The 19,555-nt window shown below is 50.7% G+C and carries 14 protein-coding genes; 2 read left to right on the top strand and 12 right to left on the bottom strand.

What is annotated here, in order from left to right:
• Window positions 1-69: 69 nt before the first annotated feature.
• The 9 genes from tldD to TW77_RS12420 all read right to left on the bottom strand — a co-directional run bounded on the left by tldD (window position 70) and on the right by TW77_RS12420 (window position 12,921).
• Window positions 70-1,524: a metalloprotease TldD gene (tldD, locus tag TW77_RS12460; RefSeq protein ID WP_046005310.1), complete on the bottom strand. Its 1,455-nt coding sequence runs from the start codon at window positions 1,522-1,524 to the stop codon at window positions 70-72.
• Entirely contained in the window at window positions 1,517-2,341 is an 825-nt protein-coding gene (locus tag TW77_RS12455) for a carbon-nitrogen hydrolase family protein (protein WP_046005309.1), read from the bottom strand. The genes tldD and TW77_RS12455 overlap by 8 nt, the downstream gene beginning before the upstream one ends.
• Window positions 2,338-6,312, bottom strand: coding sequence for a YhdP family protein (locus TW77_RS12450; protein WP_052713167.1), 3,975 nt, complete (start codon window positions 6,310-6,312; stop codon window positions 2,338-2,340). Before TW77_RS12450 ends, TW77_RS12455 begins: the two co-directional genes overlap by 4 nt.
• Window positions 6,313-6,358: 46 nt before the next feature.
• Complete coding sequence (gene rng, locus TW77_RS12445; RefSeq protein WP_046005308.1) at window positions 6,359-7,831, bottom strand: ribonuclease G; 1,473 nt, start codon at window positions 7,829-7,831, stop codon at window positions 6,359-6,361.
• Window positions 7,824-8,402 (bottom strand): Maf family protein, encoded by a 579-nt coding sequence (locus TW77_RS12440; protein ID WP_046005307.1) that lies wholly within the window; start codon window positions 8,400-8,402, stop codon window positions 7,824-7,826. The genes rng and TW77_RS12440 overlap by 8 nt, the downstream gene beginning before the upstream one ends.
• Window positions 8,402-8,878, bottom strand: coding sequence for a rod shape-determining protein MreD (gene mreD / locus TW77_RS12435; protein WP_046005306.1), 477 nt, complete (start codon window positions 8,876-8,878; stop codon window positions 8,402-8,404). The genes TW77_RS12440 and mreD overlap by 1 nt, the downstream gene beginning before the upstream one ends.
• On the bottom strand, window positions 8,875-9,714 hold the full coding sequence (mreC, locus tag TW77_RS12430) for a rod shape-determining protein MreC (RefSeq protein WP_046005305.1): 840 nt from the start codon (window positions 9,712-9,714) through the stop codon (window positions 8,875-8,877). Before mreC ends, mreD begins: the two co-directional genes overlap by 4 nt.
• A complete protein-coding gene (locus TW77_RS12425; RefSeq protein ID WP_046005304.1) occupies window positions 9,714-10,757 on the bottom strand; it encodes a rod shape-determining protein in 1,044 nt (347 codons plus the stop codon). Before TW77_RS12425 ends, mreC begins: the two co-directional genes overlap by 1 nt.
• A 139-nt stretch (window positions 10,758-10,896) precedes the next feature.
• Window positions 10,897-12,921 carry an SUMF1/EgtB/PvdO family nonheme iron enzyme gene (locus tag TW77_RS12420; RefSeq protein ID WP_046005303.1) on the bottom strand — a complete coding sequence of 675 codons (2,025 nt, stop codon included), beginning with the start codon at window positions 12,919-12,921 and terminating at the stop codon, window positions 10,897-10,899.
• 211 nt (window positions 12,922-13,132) lie between these two features.
• Between TW77_RS12420 and TW77_RS12415 the strand changes: the two genes are divergently transcribed.
• The gene (locus tag TW77_RS12415) at window positions 13,133-14,035 is read left to right on the top strand and encodes a 1-aminocyclopropane-1-carboxylate deaminase/D-cysteine desulfhydrase (RefSeq protein WP_052713166.1); all 903 of its coding nucleotides are present in this window, start codon (window positions 13,133-13,135) and stop codon (window positions 14,033-14,035) included.
• Window positions 14,036-14,058: 23 nt separating this feature from the next.
• Here the strand turns inward: TW77_RS12415 and TW77_RS12410 are convergent, their stop codons facing one another.
• Window positions 14,059-15,654 (bottom strand): EAL domain-containing protein, encoded by a 1,596-nt coding sequence (locus TW77_RS12410; protein ID WP_052713165.1) that lies wholly within the window; start codon window positions 15,652-15,654, stop codon window positions 14,059-14,061.
• A 344-nt stretch (window positions 15,655-15,998) separates the two neighbouring features.
• Between TW77_RS12410 and TW77_RS12405 the strand changes: the two genes are divergently transcribed.
• Window positions 15,999-17,276, top strand: coding sequence for a serine hydrolase domain-containing protein (locus tag TW77_RS12405; RefSeq protein WP_240479485.1), 1,278 nt, complete (start codon window positions 15,999-16,001; stop codon window positions 17,274-17,276).
• Window positions 17,277-17,372: 96 nt separating this feature from the next.
• On the opposite strand, the gene ssb is transcribed toward TW77_RS12405, so the two are convergent.
• Window positions 17,373-18,068 (bottom strand): single-stranded DNA-binding protein, encoded by a 696-nt coding sequence (gene ssb, locus TW77_RS12400; RefSeq protein WP_046005302.1) that lies wholly within the window; start codon window positions 18,066-18,068, stop codon window positions 17,373-17,375.
• Between the two features lie 27 nt (window positions 18,069-18,095).
• Window positions 18,096-19,463 carry an MFS transporter gene (locus TW77_RS12395; protein ID WP_046005301.1) on the bottom strand — a complete coding sequence of 456 codons (1,368 nt, stop codon included), beginning with the start codon at window positions 19,461-19,463 and terminating at the stop codon, window positions 18,096-18,098.
• Window positions 19,464-19,555: the final 92 nt, after the last annotated feature.

The raw sequence follows: 19,555 nt of genomic DNA, 5'->3' as shown, positions 1-19,555 counted from the left end.
GGTAAGCTATACCGCAGTATGGCACGCTGGTTGTGCAATACTGCGGGTGACTTGGTTAAGCAGTCCCGCCTAGGCGGTCCCGCCCACAGTAAGTTCATCTATTTTCAGGCTTGGCTGACCGACCCCAACAGGCACACTCTGGCCATTTTTGCCACAGACTCCAACGCCGGTATCCAGCTCCAGATCTTTACCAACCATAGAGATTTTCTGCATCACATCCGGGCCATTGCCAATCAGCGTCGCGCCTTTGATGGGCTGCGTCACTTTACCATCCTCAATGAGATAGGCCTCAGAGGCAGAGAATACGAATTTACCCGACGTAATATCCACCTGACCACCACCAAAGTTAGGCGCAAAGATCCCTTTTTTGACCGACGCAATAATCTCACTTTGACTATGCTCACCCGGCAGCATGTAAGTGTTGGTCATTCTCGGCATCGGCAGGTGTGCGTAGGATTCCCGTCTGGCATTACCGGTCGGCGCAACGCCCATCAATCGGGCATTGAGCTTATCCTGCATATAGCCTTTTAACACGCCGTTTTCTATCAGCACGTTATAGCCTGCTGGTGTCCCTTCATCGTCAATATTCAGCGAGCCACGGCGGTTGCTCATAGTGCCATCGTCCACCACAGTACACAGGCTGGAGGCAACTTGCTCACCCACCCGCCCGCTAAATGCCGACGCGCCCTTACGGTTAAAATCGCCTTCCAAACCGTGACCCACGGCTTCGTGCAGTAACACCCCTGGCCAACCTGCGCCTAGCACAACAGGCATAGTGCCCGCCGGGGCGTCCACAGCTTCAAGGTTCACTCTGGCCTGATGAACGGCTTTGCTGACATAATGCTGCCAGCGTGGCTTACCATCGACCAACTCACGGAAATAGTGGTAATCCAGTCGCGCACCACCACCGGCACTGCCTCGCTCGCGGCGACCGTTTTTCGCCAGTAACACGGAGCAGTTTAAGCGCACTAGAGGGCGGATATCGGTTGCAAAAGTGCCATCGCTGGCAGCAACCAATACTTCCTCGTATACCGCAGACATCGAACTGACAACCTGCTCCGCTTCCGGCGCCAGCTCACGAATAGCCGCTTCCACTTCCCGCAGCAATGCTACTTTTTCGGTGTCGCTCATACTCAATAATGGCTGGGTTGCCTCAAATTGCGTGGCGGCTTTAACGTCACTGAACACCTGTACTTGCTTGTCTTCACCTTGCTGTGCAATGCTTCTGGCCGCCATCGCAGCCTGGTTCAGCGCTTCTATATTTATGGCATCTGAGTAACTAAAACCGGTTTTCTCGCCACTAACAGCACGCACTCCAACACCGCGTTCAATGTTATAACTGCCTTCTTTGACAGAGCCATCTTCAAGCACCCAGGTTTCATGATAGCTGGACTGAAAATACAGATCGGCATAATCCACCTTGTGCTGATGGATATACGACAGCGTCTGCTGTAACTGCTCCCGGGTTAACTCACTGTCGGTCAGTAAATGTTGTTCAACGTGCTCGCTACCAAAATTACTCATAAAAATCGCTCTTAAATCGGTTATGTGCCGCTACAGGCATTTTCTGCCGGATGGCGTGCAGCTCAGTCAGATCTGGTTGCGCATGGATCACGTCAACCCCCTCTGGCGCTTGTGCCAAACAAGCGCCCCACGGAGACACTATCAGACTGTGGCCATACGTTTGCCGACCATTCTCGTGGTGCCCCTGCTGCGCGGCTGCCACCACGTAACACTGTGTTTCTATCGCCCGCGCCTGCAACAAGGGCTGCCAGTGTGCTTTTCCGGTCACAGTCGTGAAGGCACTTGGTACCAGCAATACCTCAGCGCCCTGCTCTCGCATCGCCTGATAAAGTCCGGGAAAACGTATGTCATAACACACACTCATGCCAAGGCGACCAAAGGGGCTGGCCACGGTGACCACATCCTCACCGGCGCAGGTCAGGGTCGATTCCCGGTATTGCCCGGCATTATCTGCCACATCCGCATCAAACAGATGGATCTTATTATAGCGTGCAACTTCAACCCCTTCATTGTTAAACAACAGACTGGCAGCATAATAGCGGCTTTCACCCGCTTTAATGGCGATGGTGCCCGCTGCCAGCCAAATATCAAGCTCCCGACACAGCTGTTGAAGCTGTGCTACCCAGTGCTGGCTGTGTTCAGCATATGCCAGCGTCTGCTGCGGGGTTTCGCAAAAGGCCAGCCATGACTCGGGTAGGCAGACCAGAGCAGGCCGCGTAAACGTCTGTGCACGGAGTAACGCGCTTAACTGGGCAAAGTTTTCCTCAGGCTGTGTTCCTGAACACATTTGCACCGCGTAGATATGGCCGTTTTTCATGGCTTTTCCTCTGATTTTGACTCGGAAGCCGGGTCAAGTGGACCCTCTGCTTGTTCAGGCTCAGGCTGCTTGTCGGTTTGAGGCGCCGCTGTATCTTGCCCTTGATTCTCTGAATCTGGCAATGCTACGCCCGATTGCGGTTGAGCTTGTTCGTTGCTCTGTGGGTCTGCTGGCTGCACAGATTCAGCAGGTTGTGCTTGCGGCGGTTTGGGTAACTCCACTTCACGACTCTTACGATCCAGCTCGGTCACCACCGGCTCATCCATGGTACCGGTTACTTTGAATTTAATTTCTGAAATGACGCGCGCGGAGTGGATCACCTTATCCAGCGCCAAAGCGGCCAGCCCGGTCACCGGGTTCACCATCCAGCCAACAATCACCGGTAGGCTCGACGTGACCTGAGGCGCCACCGACAGTTCGTAATCAATGGCCTTAGTATTAAGATCCGCATACCCTGTAATCGATAAATCGGCAGGTACGCCATCCAACTGCGTGTCCTGGGTATATACAACCCCTTTGTTAAGTTCAAAGGTGCCATCAATTCGGTTATAGAAAAAGCCTTTGGCAAACACATCACGAAAATCCAGCTTTAGTTTACGTACCAGGGAGTCGAGACTCAGCAGGGAAAAGACCCGAGCCCCCTGATCGCTGATCTCCGCCAGGTGCCCTTCCCCAAGTTGCCATTTCACCGAGCCATCCAGGCTGGCCACATCAAAATTGTAGGGCGCTTTAGCCCAGCTCAGCGCAAACTCAATATCCGCATTGGAATCCTGAACGCTGGAGGTAATATCAAACTCTTCCATAAGCTGGCCAAAGTCACTGCTCTCTAGTGTGCCGTTAAACTGCGAGCGACCATTTTGCCAGCTCCCATTCCCCTGCAGCACATGATCGCCTTTATCCACTCGCAACCGAGAAACTTGCAGGGCTTCACCAGTGCCCTGCAAAGCCAGGTTAACCCGGTCTAGCTGATACTGGGCAATACGACAATCATCACAGTTAAATTCAATGGCGGGGACAGCTGTCAGCCATTGCTCAGAGGCTTCTGGCTCGGCTGCCGTTGTATCCGTTACCATGTCTTCGGCCACGGCGTCACCGCCAGCCGGCTCAATTAAATTAAGCCTCAGGTAATCAGCCTGGATCTGGATAGGTTGCCCCGCTTTGCTATCCGGAAACTGTACCTGGGCTCTTAACTCTTTGCCGTTCAAGCGCGCTAACAGCCCGTCAGTATTTGGGCGCAGGCTGAGTTCAAAATCATTGAAACCCATATCAAGCGCATTGAATTGGGCTACCTGAGCGCTCAGTTCACCAAAAGCAGGTAAGATGCCGGGCTGCTCTGACGGTTGCTCAAGCTGTTCGATAATGCGATTAATAAACGGCAGCCAGGGCTCCAGGGATAGGTGTGGTTGAATGATAGCAACGTTAAATCCTGGCTGGCTTAATGCCCGGTTTTGCTCAGCAAAAATCAGTTGAGCACGGTCAATCAGCCCGCTGCTGTTATCGAGAATACCATCAAAATAAAGCTGCTCACCGAGCGTCACACTGATCAAGTTGGAAATGTCGTCACCACGTACCTGGGCCGTTAATGGCAAGCGCTCACCTGCCAGCTTGCCAACTGGCGCAGGCAGGTCAATGCGGGCGCCAAGCAAGTCCGATGTAAAGTTCGCATCATAACTGAATCCTTGCGCCGTAAAGTCGAGCGTTAAATGCCCCTCCAGCAGGGCTTTGCCCTCGATAAAGCCATCCATCAGGCCCTGGGTCAGTGGCATGAGTTTGTCACTGGCTGCACTGAGACGTGTATCTATCTCAAGCTGATATCGCGCGCTGTCTCCCTGCCCAGATAAACTAAACAGCAAAGGCATGCCACGCCACAGCGCCCGGGTATTATCCAGCTCAATGTTGTCATCGATAAATTTGAGCGTGCCACTGAGCTTATCGAGTGCCATTCCCGGCTGCGCCAGATACAGAGCATTGTTATTGAACTCAACCGCGCCCATCACGTTGACATCCAGCGACGCCAAATCGATTAACAAGTCTACATTGCCTGTGACATTCCCCTGTACTTGCGCCACCTGCAGAATATCCGCCAAGGGATCGGCAATCGGGGTGGCGCTAAAGAAAGGCGCCAAAGTACTGGCTTCGGTGGTGTGTGCGATATTGACGGTCAACAGGTCACTTTGTTCAAGGTCCGCAAGGCTGACAACAACACCGTGGTTTAAGGTCTGATTAAGGAGCTGCCCACCATTGGCTGTGATATCCATGCGCTCATCGGCAAAGTGCAATGTCACATCGCCATTTTGTAAAGCGGCCCAGTCCGGCGCGAAAGCAAACTGAGCCTGATCTATCCGGGCGAGCACTTCAAAGCGACCCGACTGTGCCCGGTAAGGGAATTGTCCCAGCGGTCCGGACAACAGCACCTGAGTATGGCGCAGCCGCCCGCCCTGGATCCCGTTATTAAGGTAATTTACCAGGTTTTCATTCATCAGTTGTAGCGGGAAGTAACGTCCTGCGATACTGGCATTGCCACCAAAGACATCGGCATATAAATCCAGTTCTGGCTCTTCGAACAAGCGTAAGTGCATTTCCAGCGCAACGCTTAAATCTGCATTGCTGAGCCACAAATTGTCTGACAACACATGCCATTGCTGTGCTTCATCCTGATAAAAATGAATATCGCCGTTGAGTTCGTTGACACTGATGGGGGCAATAAATTGTTCTTCTACTTCAAATACTTGTTCCTGTGCGCTGAGGCTTAGTACGCCACGCTCTGGTGTCAGCATGAGCTCAGCATCCAGTCCGGAAAACCCCGGAATGCCACCCAGCTGGCGCCAACCAAGGTTCTGTAAGGCGAGCCAAAGAGAAATCGGCATGTCGCTGTCCATAGACAGTCTGGCTGCCGTGACCTGGCCACCAGGAGATAAAGCCTTCACTTGTTCTGCCCAGTCGAAGTGGGTGAGCGAGAGTAATTGAGTCACATAGGCAAGATCCAGACCCTGTATCCATAAGGTGCGCTCAGTATCGGTAAATTGCCCCTGAATACTCAGTGGTGCAAGAGGTTGTCCATTGTCTAATAGCTGCCACTCTGAGCTGCTCAGTGACCAGCCACTGTGTGCACTCTGCAAATGCAAAGTGCCACTTTGCACAGCCAGCTGTTTGCTGGTTTGTGCCTGCTGCCAGTGAATACTGCTGGGCCGCCAGTCGAGCAGCACGTCGTGCAGTTTACCTTGTTCCAGCCGAGCCCAGAGCTGCGCATTCACATTGGCACTGATATCCTGATATTGAGGATCAAGATACGCCTGTAGCCAGCTCATCACCTCAACCTGCTGCGCATCTATGAAGATATCGCCAGCCATGGCATTAAGCTGCTGACCATGAAAACGAAAACGTGCCTTCAATTGGCCTTTCGCCAGCCCCGGGAAGGAGATCTGGCCCTCTCCATGGTGTACATCTTCACTGTTTTGCCAGATCAGATCTGGCACCAGCAAGGTGTGCGCTTTATCGTCTGACGTCTGTAAAGTGAGCTGGCTGTTTTGCACCGCAAAATGCCCGGTATCACCCAGGAACAACTCTTCGATGAGCGCTTGCTGCTCAAATTCGCCGCTGCCCCCTTCCATGCTTTGCGCCATGGCCTGGATATCTACAGTGGCATTGAAGCCATCCAAGACAAAGTAGTTAGATACCAGCCGCCATTGTCGGACTGATTCGACCAGGTTTAGTTGCAGGCTGGTTTGTGCAATATGCAAAGAGATGGGTGAACGTATGTTGTCTTCAAAACTGACGTCACGTAACACCAGTGCAGGGCCATTACCCTGCCAACTGGCGCTGATACTACCAATATTTAACTCAACCCCGAGCTGCTGAAAAACCAGCGCTTCTATGTCTTGTTTATACTCATTGGCGTAGGGCAGGCTATATTTGACCAGCGATACCAGTACGGCAAGCAGCACCAATGTGACAGCAAAGACCTGCCACATTTTCCGTACACAAAAAAAACAAACCGCCTTAACCTGCATGACGTCACTACATCATGACAACATCAAACTGCTCCTGGCTGTACAGGCTCTCAGTCTGAATACTGACCTGTTTACCAATAAACAGCTCTAACTCTGCCAGGTTATGGTACTCGTCGTTCACCAGTGCTTCGCTGACCGCCGGTGACGCATAAACCATGAATTTATCCGCGTCATAAGCACGATTAACCCGCACAATCTCGCGCAAAATCTCGTAGCACACGGTTTCAACCGTTTTCAGTGAGCCACGGCCAGAGCAGGCTGGGCAAACATCACACAAAATATGTTCGAGACTCTCACGGGTCCGCTTACGGGTCATTTCAACCAGGCCAAGCGCCGACAAACCATTGATATTGGCCTTGGCGCGATCTTTCGCCAGTGCCGTCTCGAGCGAATGTAATACCCGGCGCTTGTGCTCATCCGAGATCATATCGATAAAGTCGATGATGATGATCCCGCCGAGATTACGTAGTCTGAGCTGCCTTGCGATAGCCGATGTGGCCTCCACATTGGTATTGAAAATCGTTTCTTCCAGGTTGCGGTGGCCAACAAAAGCGCCGGTGTTAACATCCACTGTGGTCATGGCTTCGGTCTGATCAAAGATCAGATAGCCACCGGATTTCAGCTCCACCTTACGATGCAGCGCTTTTTGAATTTCAATTTCGACGTCAAACAGGTCAAAGATAGGCCGCTCGCCTGGATAATACTCCAGCGTTTGTGACAGCTGGGGCACAAACTCTTCGGTAAAATCTTTCAGTTGCTGATGAGTCAGTTTGGAGTCAACCCGGATCCGCTCCATATCCTCGCCGACATAGTCTCTGAGGGTACGAAATGCCAGGGTTAAATCTTCATGGAGAATACTGGCTTTGCTGGTTTTCTGACGGCGCTTAATGATTTTTTGCCACAGCTTTTTCAAAAACTCAGCATCGTGTTGCAACTCTGCCTCTGCCGCACCTTCTGCCGCAGTACGCACAATAAAACCGCCATTTTCATCGTTGTACTGAGCAACGATTTTCTTCAAGCGGCTGCGTTCTTCTTCGGTTTCGATGCGCTGGCTGACACCCACATGGGTGGCATCTGGCATAAACACCAGGTAGCGTGACGGAATGGTGATGTCTGTGGTTAGGCGGGCTCCTTTGGTGCCGATCGGATCTTTCACCACCTGCACCATAATAAACTGACCCTGTTTTACCAGCTCCCGAATATCCTGCACCTTCTTGACGGGCTGATCATCAACGCCTTCTTCAATAGAAGCGCTGTTGACTATGTCCGAGGCATGCAAAAATGCCGCTTTTTCCAGGCCGATATCAACAAAGGCAGCCTGCATACCCGGCAACACTCGGCTGATTTTACCCAGATAGATATTGCCAACAATCCCCAGATTGCCTACCCGCTCTACCTGTACTTCTTGCAGAACTCCGTTTTCAATGAGTGCAACCCGGCTCTCGCTGGGGGTCACATTAATCAATAACTCACTACTCATCTACACCCGCCATAAATGCTTTAATCAGTTCATCCGTCTCGTATAAAGGTAAGCCGACAACGGCAAAATAGCTACCAGATAGCTGAGTAACAAACCGTCCCCCCAGCCCCTGAATACCATACCCGCCCGCTTTATCCTGCGGTTCGCCACTGTGCCAGTATTGCTCAATCTCGAGATCACTCAAGGGTTTAAATGTAACATCTGTTATCACTGTCTGGCTCAGTACCCGTTGACTATCTGCAACAGCAATCGCCGTCATCACCTGATGAGTTGTGCCTGACAAAGCTTGCATCATGGCGATAAAGTCGTTTTTATCCTTGGGCTTACCCAAGGCTTGTTGGCCAAGCACCACTATCGTATCGCTGCCCAGTACCGGGGCGTCCTGATAACCCATGGCCACGCCACTGGTGGCTTTTAACCGTGCCAGGCGCTCTACATAAGCCAGTGGCGCTTCGTCGGGAAGTTGGCTTTCGTCGGCATCCACTGAAAATTGCGTAAACGTGTAACCAAGCTGAGTCAACAGCTCACGCCTGCGTGGTGATGCCGATGCCAGATAAAGTGTTGCTGTCATTAACGGATCCTAAAGTGCCTGCGATACTTACGTAACAGCAAGAAAATCCAGGGCCAGCACAGCATACCGATCAGCGCTGGCCATAAATATCTGGGGTTAAAATAAATGTCTAGCAGGAAGTGATTCAGCCAAAACTGTAGCAGGTGATACAAGGCTAAAAACAAGCCTATCAGCACTGCCTGCTGCCAGATTGAAAAGTTTCTGATCTTCTGAAAATTACTGGTTGTAATGTACAGACAGATGGAATAAGTCAGTGAATTCACGCCCAACGGTGAGCCCGTTGCCAGATCCATAATCAGCCCGGTGCACCATGCCCAGCCAATATTGACACGATGTGGCAAGGCAATAGACCAGTACATTAATACCAGTAGGACCCAGTCAGGACGAAATGGTTCAATGGAAAAAGGCAACGGCATCAGTGCCATAATTAGCGCAACAAACAGGCTCAGGGCGACCAGCGCGTAACTTCGGTTCATGCCTCAGGCTCCTCTTTGGCCATTTTGCCCAAGATCACCAGCAGACGAATACGATCCAGCTGGGCCACAGGCTCGGCATACACTTTAGAGAAAGGCAGCCCTTCATCACGATCTATTTCTGTCACCACAGCAACCGGGTAGCCCTCGGGAAAGGTGCCGCCCAGGCCAGAAGTCACCAGGATATCACCAAGACGAATATCCAGACTATGAGGCACATGTTGTAGCTGCACCAGATTAATTTTACCTGTGCCTTCGACTACAGTGCGTACATCATTACGCAGAATGCGCACTGGTGTGGCATGTGTGGTGTCGGTCATTAAAAGTACCCGAGACGTGGTACTGCCGACCTGAGTCAGTTGTCCGACAATGCCCATTTCATCAATCACCGGCTGCCCTTCCAGCACCCCGTCAATGGCACCGCGGTTCACCACCACTTGGTGACTATAGCGACTGGAGCGCACCGACAAGACTTCGGCGATCAGACGGGCGCGTTGTTGCCTGGAAGAAGCGCCAAGTAAAGCGCGCAATTGCTGGTTTTCACGCAGCAGGAATTGGTACTGCTGAAGCTGTTCACTTTGCAGCAGCTGTTTTTTACGTAATGCTTCGTTTTCCTGAAACAGCCTGTCGCGCGTATCCAGGCTTTTTGCCCCCAGCGAAAACACTTCATAGGGCACATTGGCCACATACAACAGTGGGCTCACCAGAGTATTGAGACTGGTTCGTACCAGGGTACCGCCAGAGGTGTAGCGGTCGCCCAGGATCAGCAGTACGCTAAGCACAACTGCGACAGTAAGTCGCAGTTGCAGGGAAATAGTACGTCCGAATAGCAGATTCATCAGTCGTAGCTAAATACGTCACCACCATGCATATCTATCATTTCCAGCGCTTTACCACCGCCACGGGCCACACAGGTCAATGGATCTTCCGCCACCACCACTGGGATCCCGGTTTCTTCCATTAACAGGCGGTCAAGGTCTTTAAGCAGTGCGCCACCGCCCGTCAGTACCATGCCATGCGCTGAGATATCGGATGCCAGCTCAGGCGGCGACTGTTCCAGTGCCACCATTACCGCACTCACAATGCCCATCAATGGTTCTTGCAAAGCTTCGAGAATTTCGTGGGAGTTTAGCGTAAAGGAACGCGGTACCCCTTCAGCCAGGTTACGACCACGGACCTCAATCTCGATAGGCGTTTCGCTCTTAAACGCAGAGCCAATTTCGTGCTTGATGTGCTCAGCCGTCGCTTCACCTATCAGACTGCCGAAGTTACGGCGTACATAGTTGATGATGGCTTCATCAAATTTATCACCACCGATCCGCACGGAAGACGAATACACCACACCGTTTAGTGAGATGATAGCCACTTCCGTGGTACCGCCACCTATGTCTACCACCATAGAGCCGGTTGCTTCAGACACAGGTAAACCAGCACCAATCGCGGCCGCCATTGGCTCTTCAATCAGATACACTTCTCGGGCACCTGCCCCCATCGCAGACTCACGGATGGCACGTTTTTCAACTTGAGTTGCACCGCACGGCACGCAGATCAGAACGCGAGGGCTTGGACGCATAAAGTTGTTGTTGTGCACCTGTTTGATAAAGTGCTGCAACATTTTTTCGGTCACATAGAAATCGGCGATTACGCCGTCTTTCATCGGTCTGATGGCCTTAATATTGCCTGGTGTCCGGCCCAGCATTTGCTTTGCAGCTGTACCCACAGAAGCAACGCTCTTTGGTCCACCCGCACGCTCCTGACGGATCGCCACAACAGAAGGCTCGTTCAATACGATCCCTTCTTCTTTCACGTAAATCAGAGTATTGGCCGTACCTAAGTCGATCGACAGGTCGTTTGAAAATAGTCCACGTAGTTTTTTAAACATGAGGCTGGGTAACCTTTAAGAATTCTTTTTGCAAACCATGCAGCGGCTCAGGCCACTGCGTTGAAATTTTTCACTCTGTGTCTGTGACACAGTGACTCAGGCATGAGTAACGCCGCCTCATTGGCGTGCTTAAACAGCCTTAACGTTCTCTTACTAATCTAAATCCGATGTAATTGGCCCGAAAATCCGGCGCCAGGGCCAAACGTGTAGAAACACGCGCAAGGCTTGGCGCAAAGTTCCAGGCGCCGCCACGCACAGTTACATCATCCTGTGAGGCGCGTTTTTGTGTCCACTCCCAGACGTTGCCAACGGTGTCGTATAACCCGTAGGCGTTGGCCGCAAACTGCCCCACCGGCGCAGGGCTTTTGTTTGACCATTCACTGCCACACCAGCCACAGTTGGCCTGGTTACGGCCGATTTCGTTGCCCCAGGGATATTCCGAGGTGGTATCACCACGGGCGGCATATTCCCACTCAACTTCATTGGGCAGACGATATTGCATTCCCTGATCGCCAGACAGCCAGTTCGCATAGGCTTTGGCATCTTCATAAGAGACACACACCACAGGAAAGTCATCAGCCTGCTCATAACCTGGTGAACGCCAGTTATAATCTATCTCCCAGACCGGCTCGCCATTTTTATAATGGGCACAGCCCTTGCCTTTCTCGGCTTCAGTAACATATTGAGAACTATCGATAAAACGACGGAACTCTGCCACCGTTACTTCTTTGCTTTGCATCACATAAGAGTGGCTGAGTACTTTCTCTACCACAGGTCGCTCGTTGGCCAGGCCATTGCCCGTCAAATCGCCCATCTTAAAGCTGCCAGCAGGAATGATCACCGTTTCATTGATCACTCGATCAGGAGTGACCACTTTTACAGGCTGCGTTACGTTAGCTTGCTGAGTTGACTGAATTTGCTCACTTTTTGGTGTCGGTGCAGCAATCGACTCAGGCTTTTTTACCAGCCGGGCATTTAAAGTCCGAGCTCGTCGCAAATTAAGATTGGCCTTGTACGGCTCATATCCCAGTTTACGTACTTCGATGTCGTGCATACCCGTTGGCAGGTTTACCACCAACTTGGTCGAGCCATAACTGACACCGTTAATAAATACTTCGTCATCATACACGTTAGAGCGCAGTGTCAGTTCGACTTCGCGATTTTTTGGCGGCTGAGGCACCACCTCAGTCGTGATATCCGGGGCCGCTGGCATTCTTGCCACACTAACCACAGGGGCACTTTTTGACAGTTCATTTGAAAATGTCAGCTGCTCATCACTGAATGTGGTCGGGTAGCTGGCCTGATAACCCACCGCCAGTGGCGAGCCGTATTCACTACAGTAACGATTATCCAGGTTAAGTAAGCTGCACAGGCGGCTGTTATTGACATCGCCACGCATTGTCACGCTCAGATTGACACTATAGTTGCCCTGCCCGCTAAATGCGCTGCCTACAACATGACTGCTAACCACCTGCACCTGAGCTCCGGCAAGATGGCGCTTTGGCTCTACCACACGCTGCTCTGTCAGGTTAGCAAAAATTTGGTCGATAAAATGTTTGGTGGCCTTTTGCAAACCCAGTTGCTGACCACGCTGCTCGCACGCTGCCAGGGTTTCGGTGCGCTTACAGTTAATGGTGTGATCCACTTCCAGCGTGCCTTCACGACTAAACTCGTTGCGTAAACGCTCGATCCGAGCGGTGCTAAGTTGATCATTTAAACTGGCGATGGTGTTAACTAAGGTATGCTTGGTAACGCGGATTTGCTCAATGTCTTTGCGGTGTGATGCAATCGCCGCCAACTGCATTACAATGTCTTCTTTGTTCTGTTTATGCTCCGCAACTGCCTGCTGATATCTGCTTTGTGCCGCCGAGATATCCAAAGAGGGATCGTCAATCAAGCGCCGATAGATATCGTTCATCGCATCAAGCGCCTGGTTCTTTTCTTTATCCAGCTCCGCAGATCGCTGCCGCAGCAGATCTAACTGCGCCTGTAAACGCGTTTCTTCACTCAGATGTTTATCGAGTACCTGAGTATAGTTATCTAATTCAGCTTGCTTTTCAGTGCGCTCAGTTTCAATGGCAGTCACAGTTGCAGTATCTTGCGCCGACACACTTAAAGATAAAAGGGTCGCAGAGACAAAAAGAGATAAAGGAGCAATTTGCATAAATTCCATTCCCAACAGCGGCAGTTGTTTGGTCTTTGTTATTTTTTATAATTTAGCGCTTAATGCTATGTACTTAAGAAGCAAAACACAAGCCTAGCACAATTAATATCTGAGTTTACAACTATTAGCCACTTCCTTACCAGTGTTCTACCAAGATTTTCATGAAATAATAGCGGGTATTAGACACTAAACGACACAGACTGAACCTAAGATGGACAAGCTTGATTTTCCTGAGTCTCCGTTACACACGATCCATGCGCCGGAACTCGACGCTGCCGGTGTTTCACTGCGCATTAAACGCGACGATCTGCTCCATCCGACAATCCAGGGGAACAAGTGGCGCAAGCTTAAATATAACCTTAGAGCAATGAAGCAGGAACATAAATCGGCTTTACTGACATTCGCAGGGCCCTTTTCCAATCACCTCTATGCCACAGCGATGGCCTGTAAACAGTTCGGCATTCAGGGAAACGCCATTATCCGCGGCCCGCAGCTGGATTTAAACAATCCGACAATCCGCTTCGCTAAAGCCTGCGGTATGACATTGCACCCAGTCTCTCGCCTGGAATATCGACAGCGCAATGAAACGGATTACCTGCGACAGTTACAATCGCGCTTTCCTGACACTTTTATTATTCCCGAGGGCGGCAGCAACCAGCATGCCCTTGGCGGATGTAAAGAATTGGCGCAGAGCCTGCCATCGAGTGATTATGTCTGCTGCGCTGTGGGCAGCGGCGGTACGCTGGCCGGTATGATTGACGGCCTGGACGACGAGTGTCAGTTACTTGGGGTTGCGGTATTGAAAGGTGCGCAGTATCTGCACGATGAAGTACTGAGGTTAAACCCGCGTGCAGTAACGCGCTCTAACTGGCAGCTCTTACACGACTACCATGATGGCGGGTACGGCAAATTCTCCGCGCCGCTGTGGCAATTTTGCCAACGCATGCGCCAGGAGCATGCCTTGCCCTTAGAGCCCATTTACACCGGTAAGCTGATGTTTGCCCTCTGGCAATTAATTACCCAAGGGTATTTTCCACGCGGAAGCCAGATTATTGCGATCCACAGTGGCGGATTACAAGGTTTAGATGGACTGCGCTACCGGCAGCTCATCTAAAATCGCAAAGTATGTTAGAAACCCTAGAGGCTCTGCTCCAGCTGAAGCAAAGGTGCGCTGAAATAGTATCCCTGCGCGCCGTCCACGCCCAGCTTGGTGATACATTCAAATTCTTCTTTGGTTTCGACACCTACGGCGTAAACCGGTACACCCAATTCTTTGGCCTGCGCCACAACCTGACGCACAACACTGCGTCGCTTGGCTGAATGATGCACTTCGTGGATAAGCTCAAACGCCAGTTTAAGTGCCGCTACCTGGCCAAATCCGCGCAGCGTTTCAAGTTTTACTGACGCGTTCACATGATCCAACACAAACCGGCAGCCTAATTCAGACAAAGTCGTGAGGACCTGCCTTGCATACTCTTCGTGCTGATAAAAGTCCTGCAATGTCAGTTCAAACGCAATATCGCTTGCCCGGCCCGACGTTCTGACCTGCTCACGTAGCCAATCGATGAACTCCACATTACTCCAGTTGAGCACATGTAAGTTAACACTCACTGAAAAGCCCGCGGGCTCTTTGGTCAGGGCATTGAGCGCATGACGCACCATGGTTTTATCCAGCAGCATCAGGTGTTCAGCCTGATGAATTTTATGAATAAATTGCCCGGCAGACATCAACCCCAAAGACCGATGACGAACCCGTAATAACGCCTCACTTTGGATCACATCCTGTTGCGCAAAGCCAAAAAGCGGCTGAAAGAACAACATAAACCGACCGGCTTTAATATCATCAATGATCTCGCTTTCAGCCCGGCGCAAGCTGGTGCTCAAGGTATGATTCAGCGGCATAATGTGGACATGCTGCCAAACATTACTCTGCGCTATGCTCAGTGCCGAACGCACCACCTGATATACCATGGCCTGATCGGCCCCTTTGGCATAAAAGCACACCCCACACTTAACCGTACTGCGTGACAGATCCGGGCGAAAAGACAACAAGGCCTGATAAACCACTTCATGGATCCGCCGTGCCAGCGCATCAACATCCACTTTATCAACCGGTGACAGTGTCATCACCAGCGCACCAGACGACAGGTACTTACATGAACAGCGTTCATATTTCGCAAAACATCGCGCCAGTGTTACGCTAAAATGGCTTTGCGGATCCAGCTCATCGGGCAGTGCCTGGCGCCACTTCAGCATCGCAAACACGGACACTTTGCGACTGGCCTCTGCTGCTAACGCTTTGGCCTGTGTATCAGGTGCTAAATCAGAGGTAATAGCCTGGTTTTGGGTCACAACGCCATGTGTATGAGCCTGGTTTCTCATCCATCTAAACAGTAAATACCCAGCCACCAGCAGCAGCAAATTTATAAACACCACAACCGGTAGACAGTCTTGCAAAATGGGGACTGGTGAGAGCAACAACTCGGAGCCAGAAAACTGAAAAGGAACACTGTCTGTCATCCACAGCCAGACACTGGCTGTCTGGGCCTGATCAACAAACCCATAATGGTGTATCAAGGTGGTAAACTCACCTGAGCGTGCAACGCTAACCGACGCGCCAAGCTGGGTAAAATGGCTTTGCAACTCACCCGCTTGCTGCACTATTTGCGCCTGCGTAAATTGCCACAATGCGCCGTTGACCAACAGCCAGACAACCAAGCTTACCGCGCGCATACCCCACCCGGAAAAAACTTCATTACCTGACCTTACAAATCGACGCATGCCACTACACAAGCCTTAGAATCCTTCTCCAAGTTTTGTTCAAGTCCGGCTAAAACTCAAGTTGCGGACACAGATTCCTCAGCGAGCTAATAAACACAGCCCAACCAGCGTTATGATGGCACTGTAACTCGTCAACCTCAGCTTTAAAATCTTGCACCTACGTGCTTACGCTCACACCCTATTCAAACTATTTTTCAGTCCTCTACACAAACCTGAATTATCGCTTTAGTAGATCATGCACTAAAAATAAAGCTACATTATTCATCAAAAATTAAATCAACTAAAAGCAGGGTTCCATGAGTTTCATCAATAACATATACCGATATGGAGTAGTTTTGACTCGTGTGAAGAACAAGCTACTACTGTTGTTTATTGTCTGTAGCTTCTGCAGCACAGGCAATGAATCGGGTTTGAAGCCTACAAAACAACCTGCGCCAACTGCCAGTGCTGACGAAGCAATAATACAACACTGGAGACAACCTGAAATAAAGCGTGAGTTTTGGGATATTTCTTTACTACCACAGGCTTTTATAGATGTTAAGCCAGCCCCGGGAGGTGATGGCTTAGTCGTTGGTGAGTTGGGCGTTGATGGCGGTAAAAAAGCCACTATTCTTGCTCTGGCTGATGAGCTTGCCAAAGGAAGACATGGTAATTTTGACAGCCTGCTAATTCACCACAAGGGCAAGCTGTTATTTGAGTCATATTACATGAGAGGCCGCGTAGACTTATCTCACCCTCAATCTTCAGTGACCAAGGCTTATACAGGCATGTTACTGGGTCGTGCCATTCAGCTGGGTTATCTAAGTATGGATGACTTAGACAAACCCGTGGCGGGCTTCCTGAACAAACTGGACGCTGCAAAATTTGTTGATGGTGCAAATCAAATTACCTTGCACCAAGCTTTAACAATGACGACAGGTCTTCGGATCAGCGATGTAACCCGTAAGTCTATGTTTGAGAACCCTTCATTAGTCAAAGGGCAAAAAGAAATTCAATTTCTTTTCGAGAACAGCGCAGCCATAACACCCGAATCGAAAAGCTTTTATTACGATATTGGCCCTCAGCTTATTATGCAGGTAGTTGAGGTGGTTATACCCGGCAATATTGAAACATTTATTAAGACTGAGTTATTGGGACAATTAGACATCACAAACTTTGACTGGAAGACTGCACCAAGTGGATTACCCGAATCGATATGGAGGTCGAGCTTAACATCAAGAGACATGATAAAAATGGGCATACTCGCGGCAAATAAGGGTAAATGGAAAGGCAAACAAATAATTGACAGAGATTTTATGACCAGATCCACAAGCAAACTTATCACAACGGGAGATGATGAAGTTTTCGGAGGTGGTAAAGACGTCTCCAATCAAGGCTATGGTTATTATTGGTGGAGTTCAGACCTGCAATACAAGAATAAAAAATATTCGAGTGTCTCAGCCCAAGGCGGTGGTGGCATATACATCATTTTGATTGAAGAGTTAGACTTAATTATTGCAGTAACAGCACATCATGTTGACCATGCAACACAGCAAATTGTCGCAGAGCGGATCTTACCTGCATTTGTCAATTAGCGTGACAGATGGCTTCTCCTTTTTCCCATAAACTAAAAAAGCCGCTCAACAGCGGCTTTCTAGAGTATTTTTCAACACTAACACAGTTGTGTTTGCTTAGAACGGAATATCGTCATCAAAGTCGATAGGCGGTTCCATTGGGTTGCTGGCGCTGCCGCTTGCATTGCCACCGGTGTTACCACTGGCATTGCCTTGCTGAGGCGCGAAGCCGCCTTGTGCAGGCGCATTATGCTGCGGTTGCTGACCCATAGACTGACCACCACCAAAGCCGCCGCCTTGTTGTTGGTTCTGCTGAGGCTGTTGTGCTTGCTGAGGTGCAAAACCGCCCTGCTGCTGTTGTCCATACTGAGACTGGCCACCCTGGTTGCCATAGTTAGACTGGTTAGACTGGCCATAGTTTTGACCACCCTGCTGTCCACCCTGGTACTGGCCGCCACCTTGTTCACCACGACCGCCCAGCATTTGCATCTGGCCACCCATGTCTACAACGATCTCTGTGGTATAACGCTCCTGTCCACCTTGATCTGTCCACTTACGTGTCTGCAAGCGACCTTCGATATAGACTTGTGATCCTTTACGCAGGTACTCGCCCGCTACTTCTGCCAGCTTCCCGAATAGCACTACACGGTGCCATTCAGTGCGCTCCTGCAACTGACCCGTGTTTTTATCTTTCCAACTGTCGGTCGTTGCAATACTGATGTTCGCTACGCCGTTTCCGTTAGGCATATAACGTACTTCAGGATCTTGGCCTAAATTACCAACCAAAATAACTTTGTTTACACCGCGTGCCATGGCACCCTCTCCTCACACTATTGCAAGCTAGCGCAAGCCCAGGGCTTGCTTTGCTTGGTTTAAATCAAATTCTTTATCGTTTACTTTCAAGTAGGTACGATTTTCTTCACTGACAACGGTCGCTTCGATCACCCCGGGTAATGCGACCAGTTGATCGGCCAATTCATCGGCTTTTTCTGGCTCATCAACCTCAGTCACAAAACTGAGAGTTTTACTTCGCACCGGGATTTGCATACGCCACGCAATAAATAGCCATATTACCCCAATTGCCGCAGCCGCAGCAAACACAGTTTGAGGATTAAAATGCTGGGCCAGGTAGCCGCCCATAACACCACCGGCAAATGCGCCAAAAAACTGCGAGGAGGAAAACACCCCCATCGCCGAACCCTTTTGGGTCGCGGGTGCGATACGCGATACCAAAGCGGGCATAGTAGCTTCCAAAAAATTAAACGCTATAAAATAGACTGTCATCGCCACCGCGATGCCGACCAGCGAATTTGCCGCCGGGATCAAAGCCAGGGTGCTCAGCACCAACAGGGCAATTGACGCCAGAAATACCTGCTTCTCTTTTTGTTTGCGAATGGCCACTATCATCAGGGGTGCCATCAGTACAAACGCGAGCAATAAGACGGGAATATACAACTGCCAGTGGTCCTGTGCTGCCAGGCCATCTGCAATCAGCTGTCCCGGTAGCGCGACAAATAACGTCGTCAACGTTAAGTGTAGCAGCAACACGCCAAGATCCAGTCGTACCAGCTGTGGATGGCGCACCAGCTTACGAATGTCGGCCATGCTGGCAACCGTATCTCCTTTTGGTGCGCGGTTTACGGCACTCGGCACGATAAACATCACAATTCCGATCCCGAGTATCGCCAGCGCTGCCGTTAACCAGAAGATACCTGCAATGCCGAACGCCGCGGCAACCATCGGGCCCAGCAGCATGGCCACCGCAAAGCTCAGACCAATACACATGCCAATGACCGCCATCACTTTGGGTCTTTGCTCATCCCGACTCAGATCAGAAGCCAGTGCCAGCAACGCACTGGCAATCGCCCCCATGCCCTGCAGGGCGCGCCCAGCGGTGACCCAGTAAATCGACTCAGCCAGCGCCGCTATCACAGAGCCAACAGCAAACATAATTAAACCGGCAACAATAATGGGTTTGCGACCAAATTGATCAGACAGCCAGCCCATGGGAATTTGCAGCAGTGCCTGTGTCAGCCCGTAAGCACCGATCGCCAAACCAATCCACAATGGCGACACATCAGTGAGTGACTGGCCGTAAATTGCCAGCACCGGCATCAGCATAAACAGCCCGAGCATTCGAAAGGCAAAGACACTTGCCAGTGAAATGGCTGCACGTTTTTCTAAAGAGTTAAGTGATTGTTTCGACATGACACTTATTTGGCTAAGACAAAAACAGGCGCTAGTCTAGCAAAAAAGTAACCCGGTGTTGACGACCAGATCGGATTTTAGTGAGAAAAACC

The sequence above is a fragment of the Pseudoalteromonas rubra genome (genome assembly GCF_000967655.1).
In the GTDB taxonomy this organism is placed as follows: Bacteria; Pseudomonadota; Gammaproteobacteria; order Enterobacterales; family Alteromonadaceae; genus Pseudoalteromonas; species Pseudoalteromonas rubra_A.
Note: the sequence above shows the minus strand (reverse complement) of the source record. Positions and strands in the feature narration are given on the sequence as shown.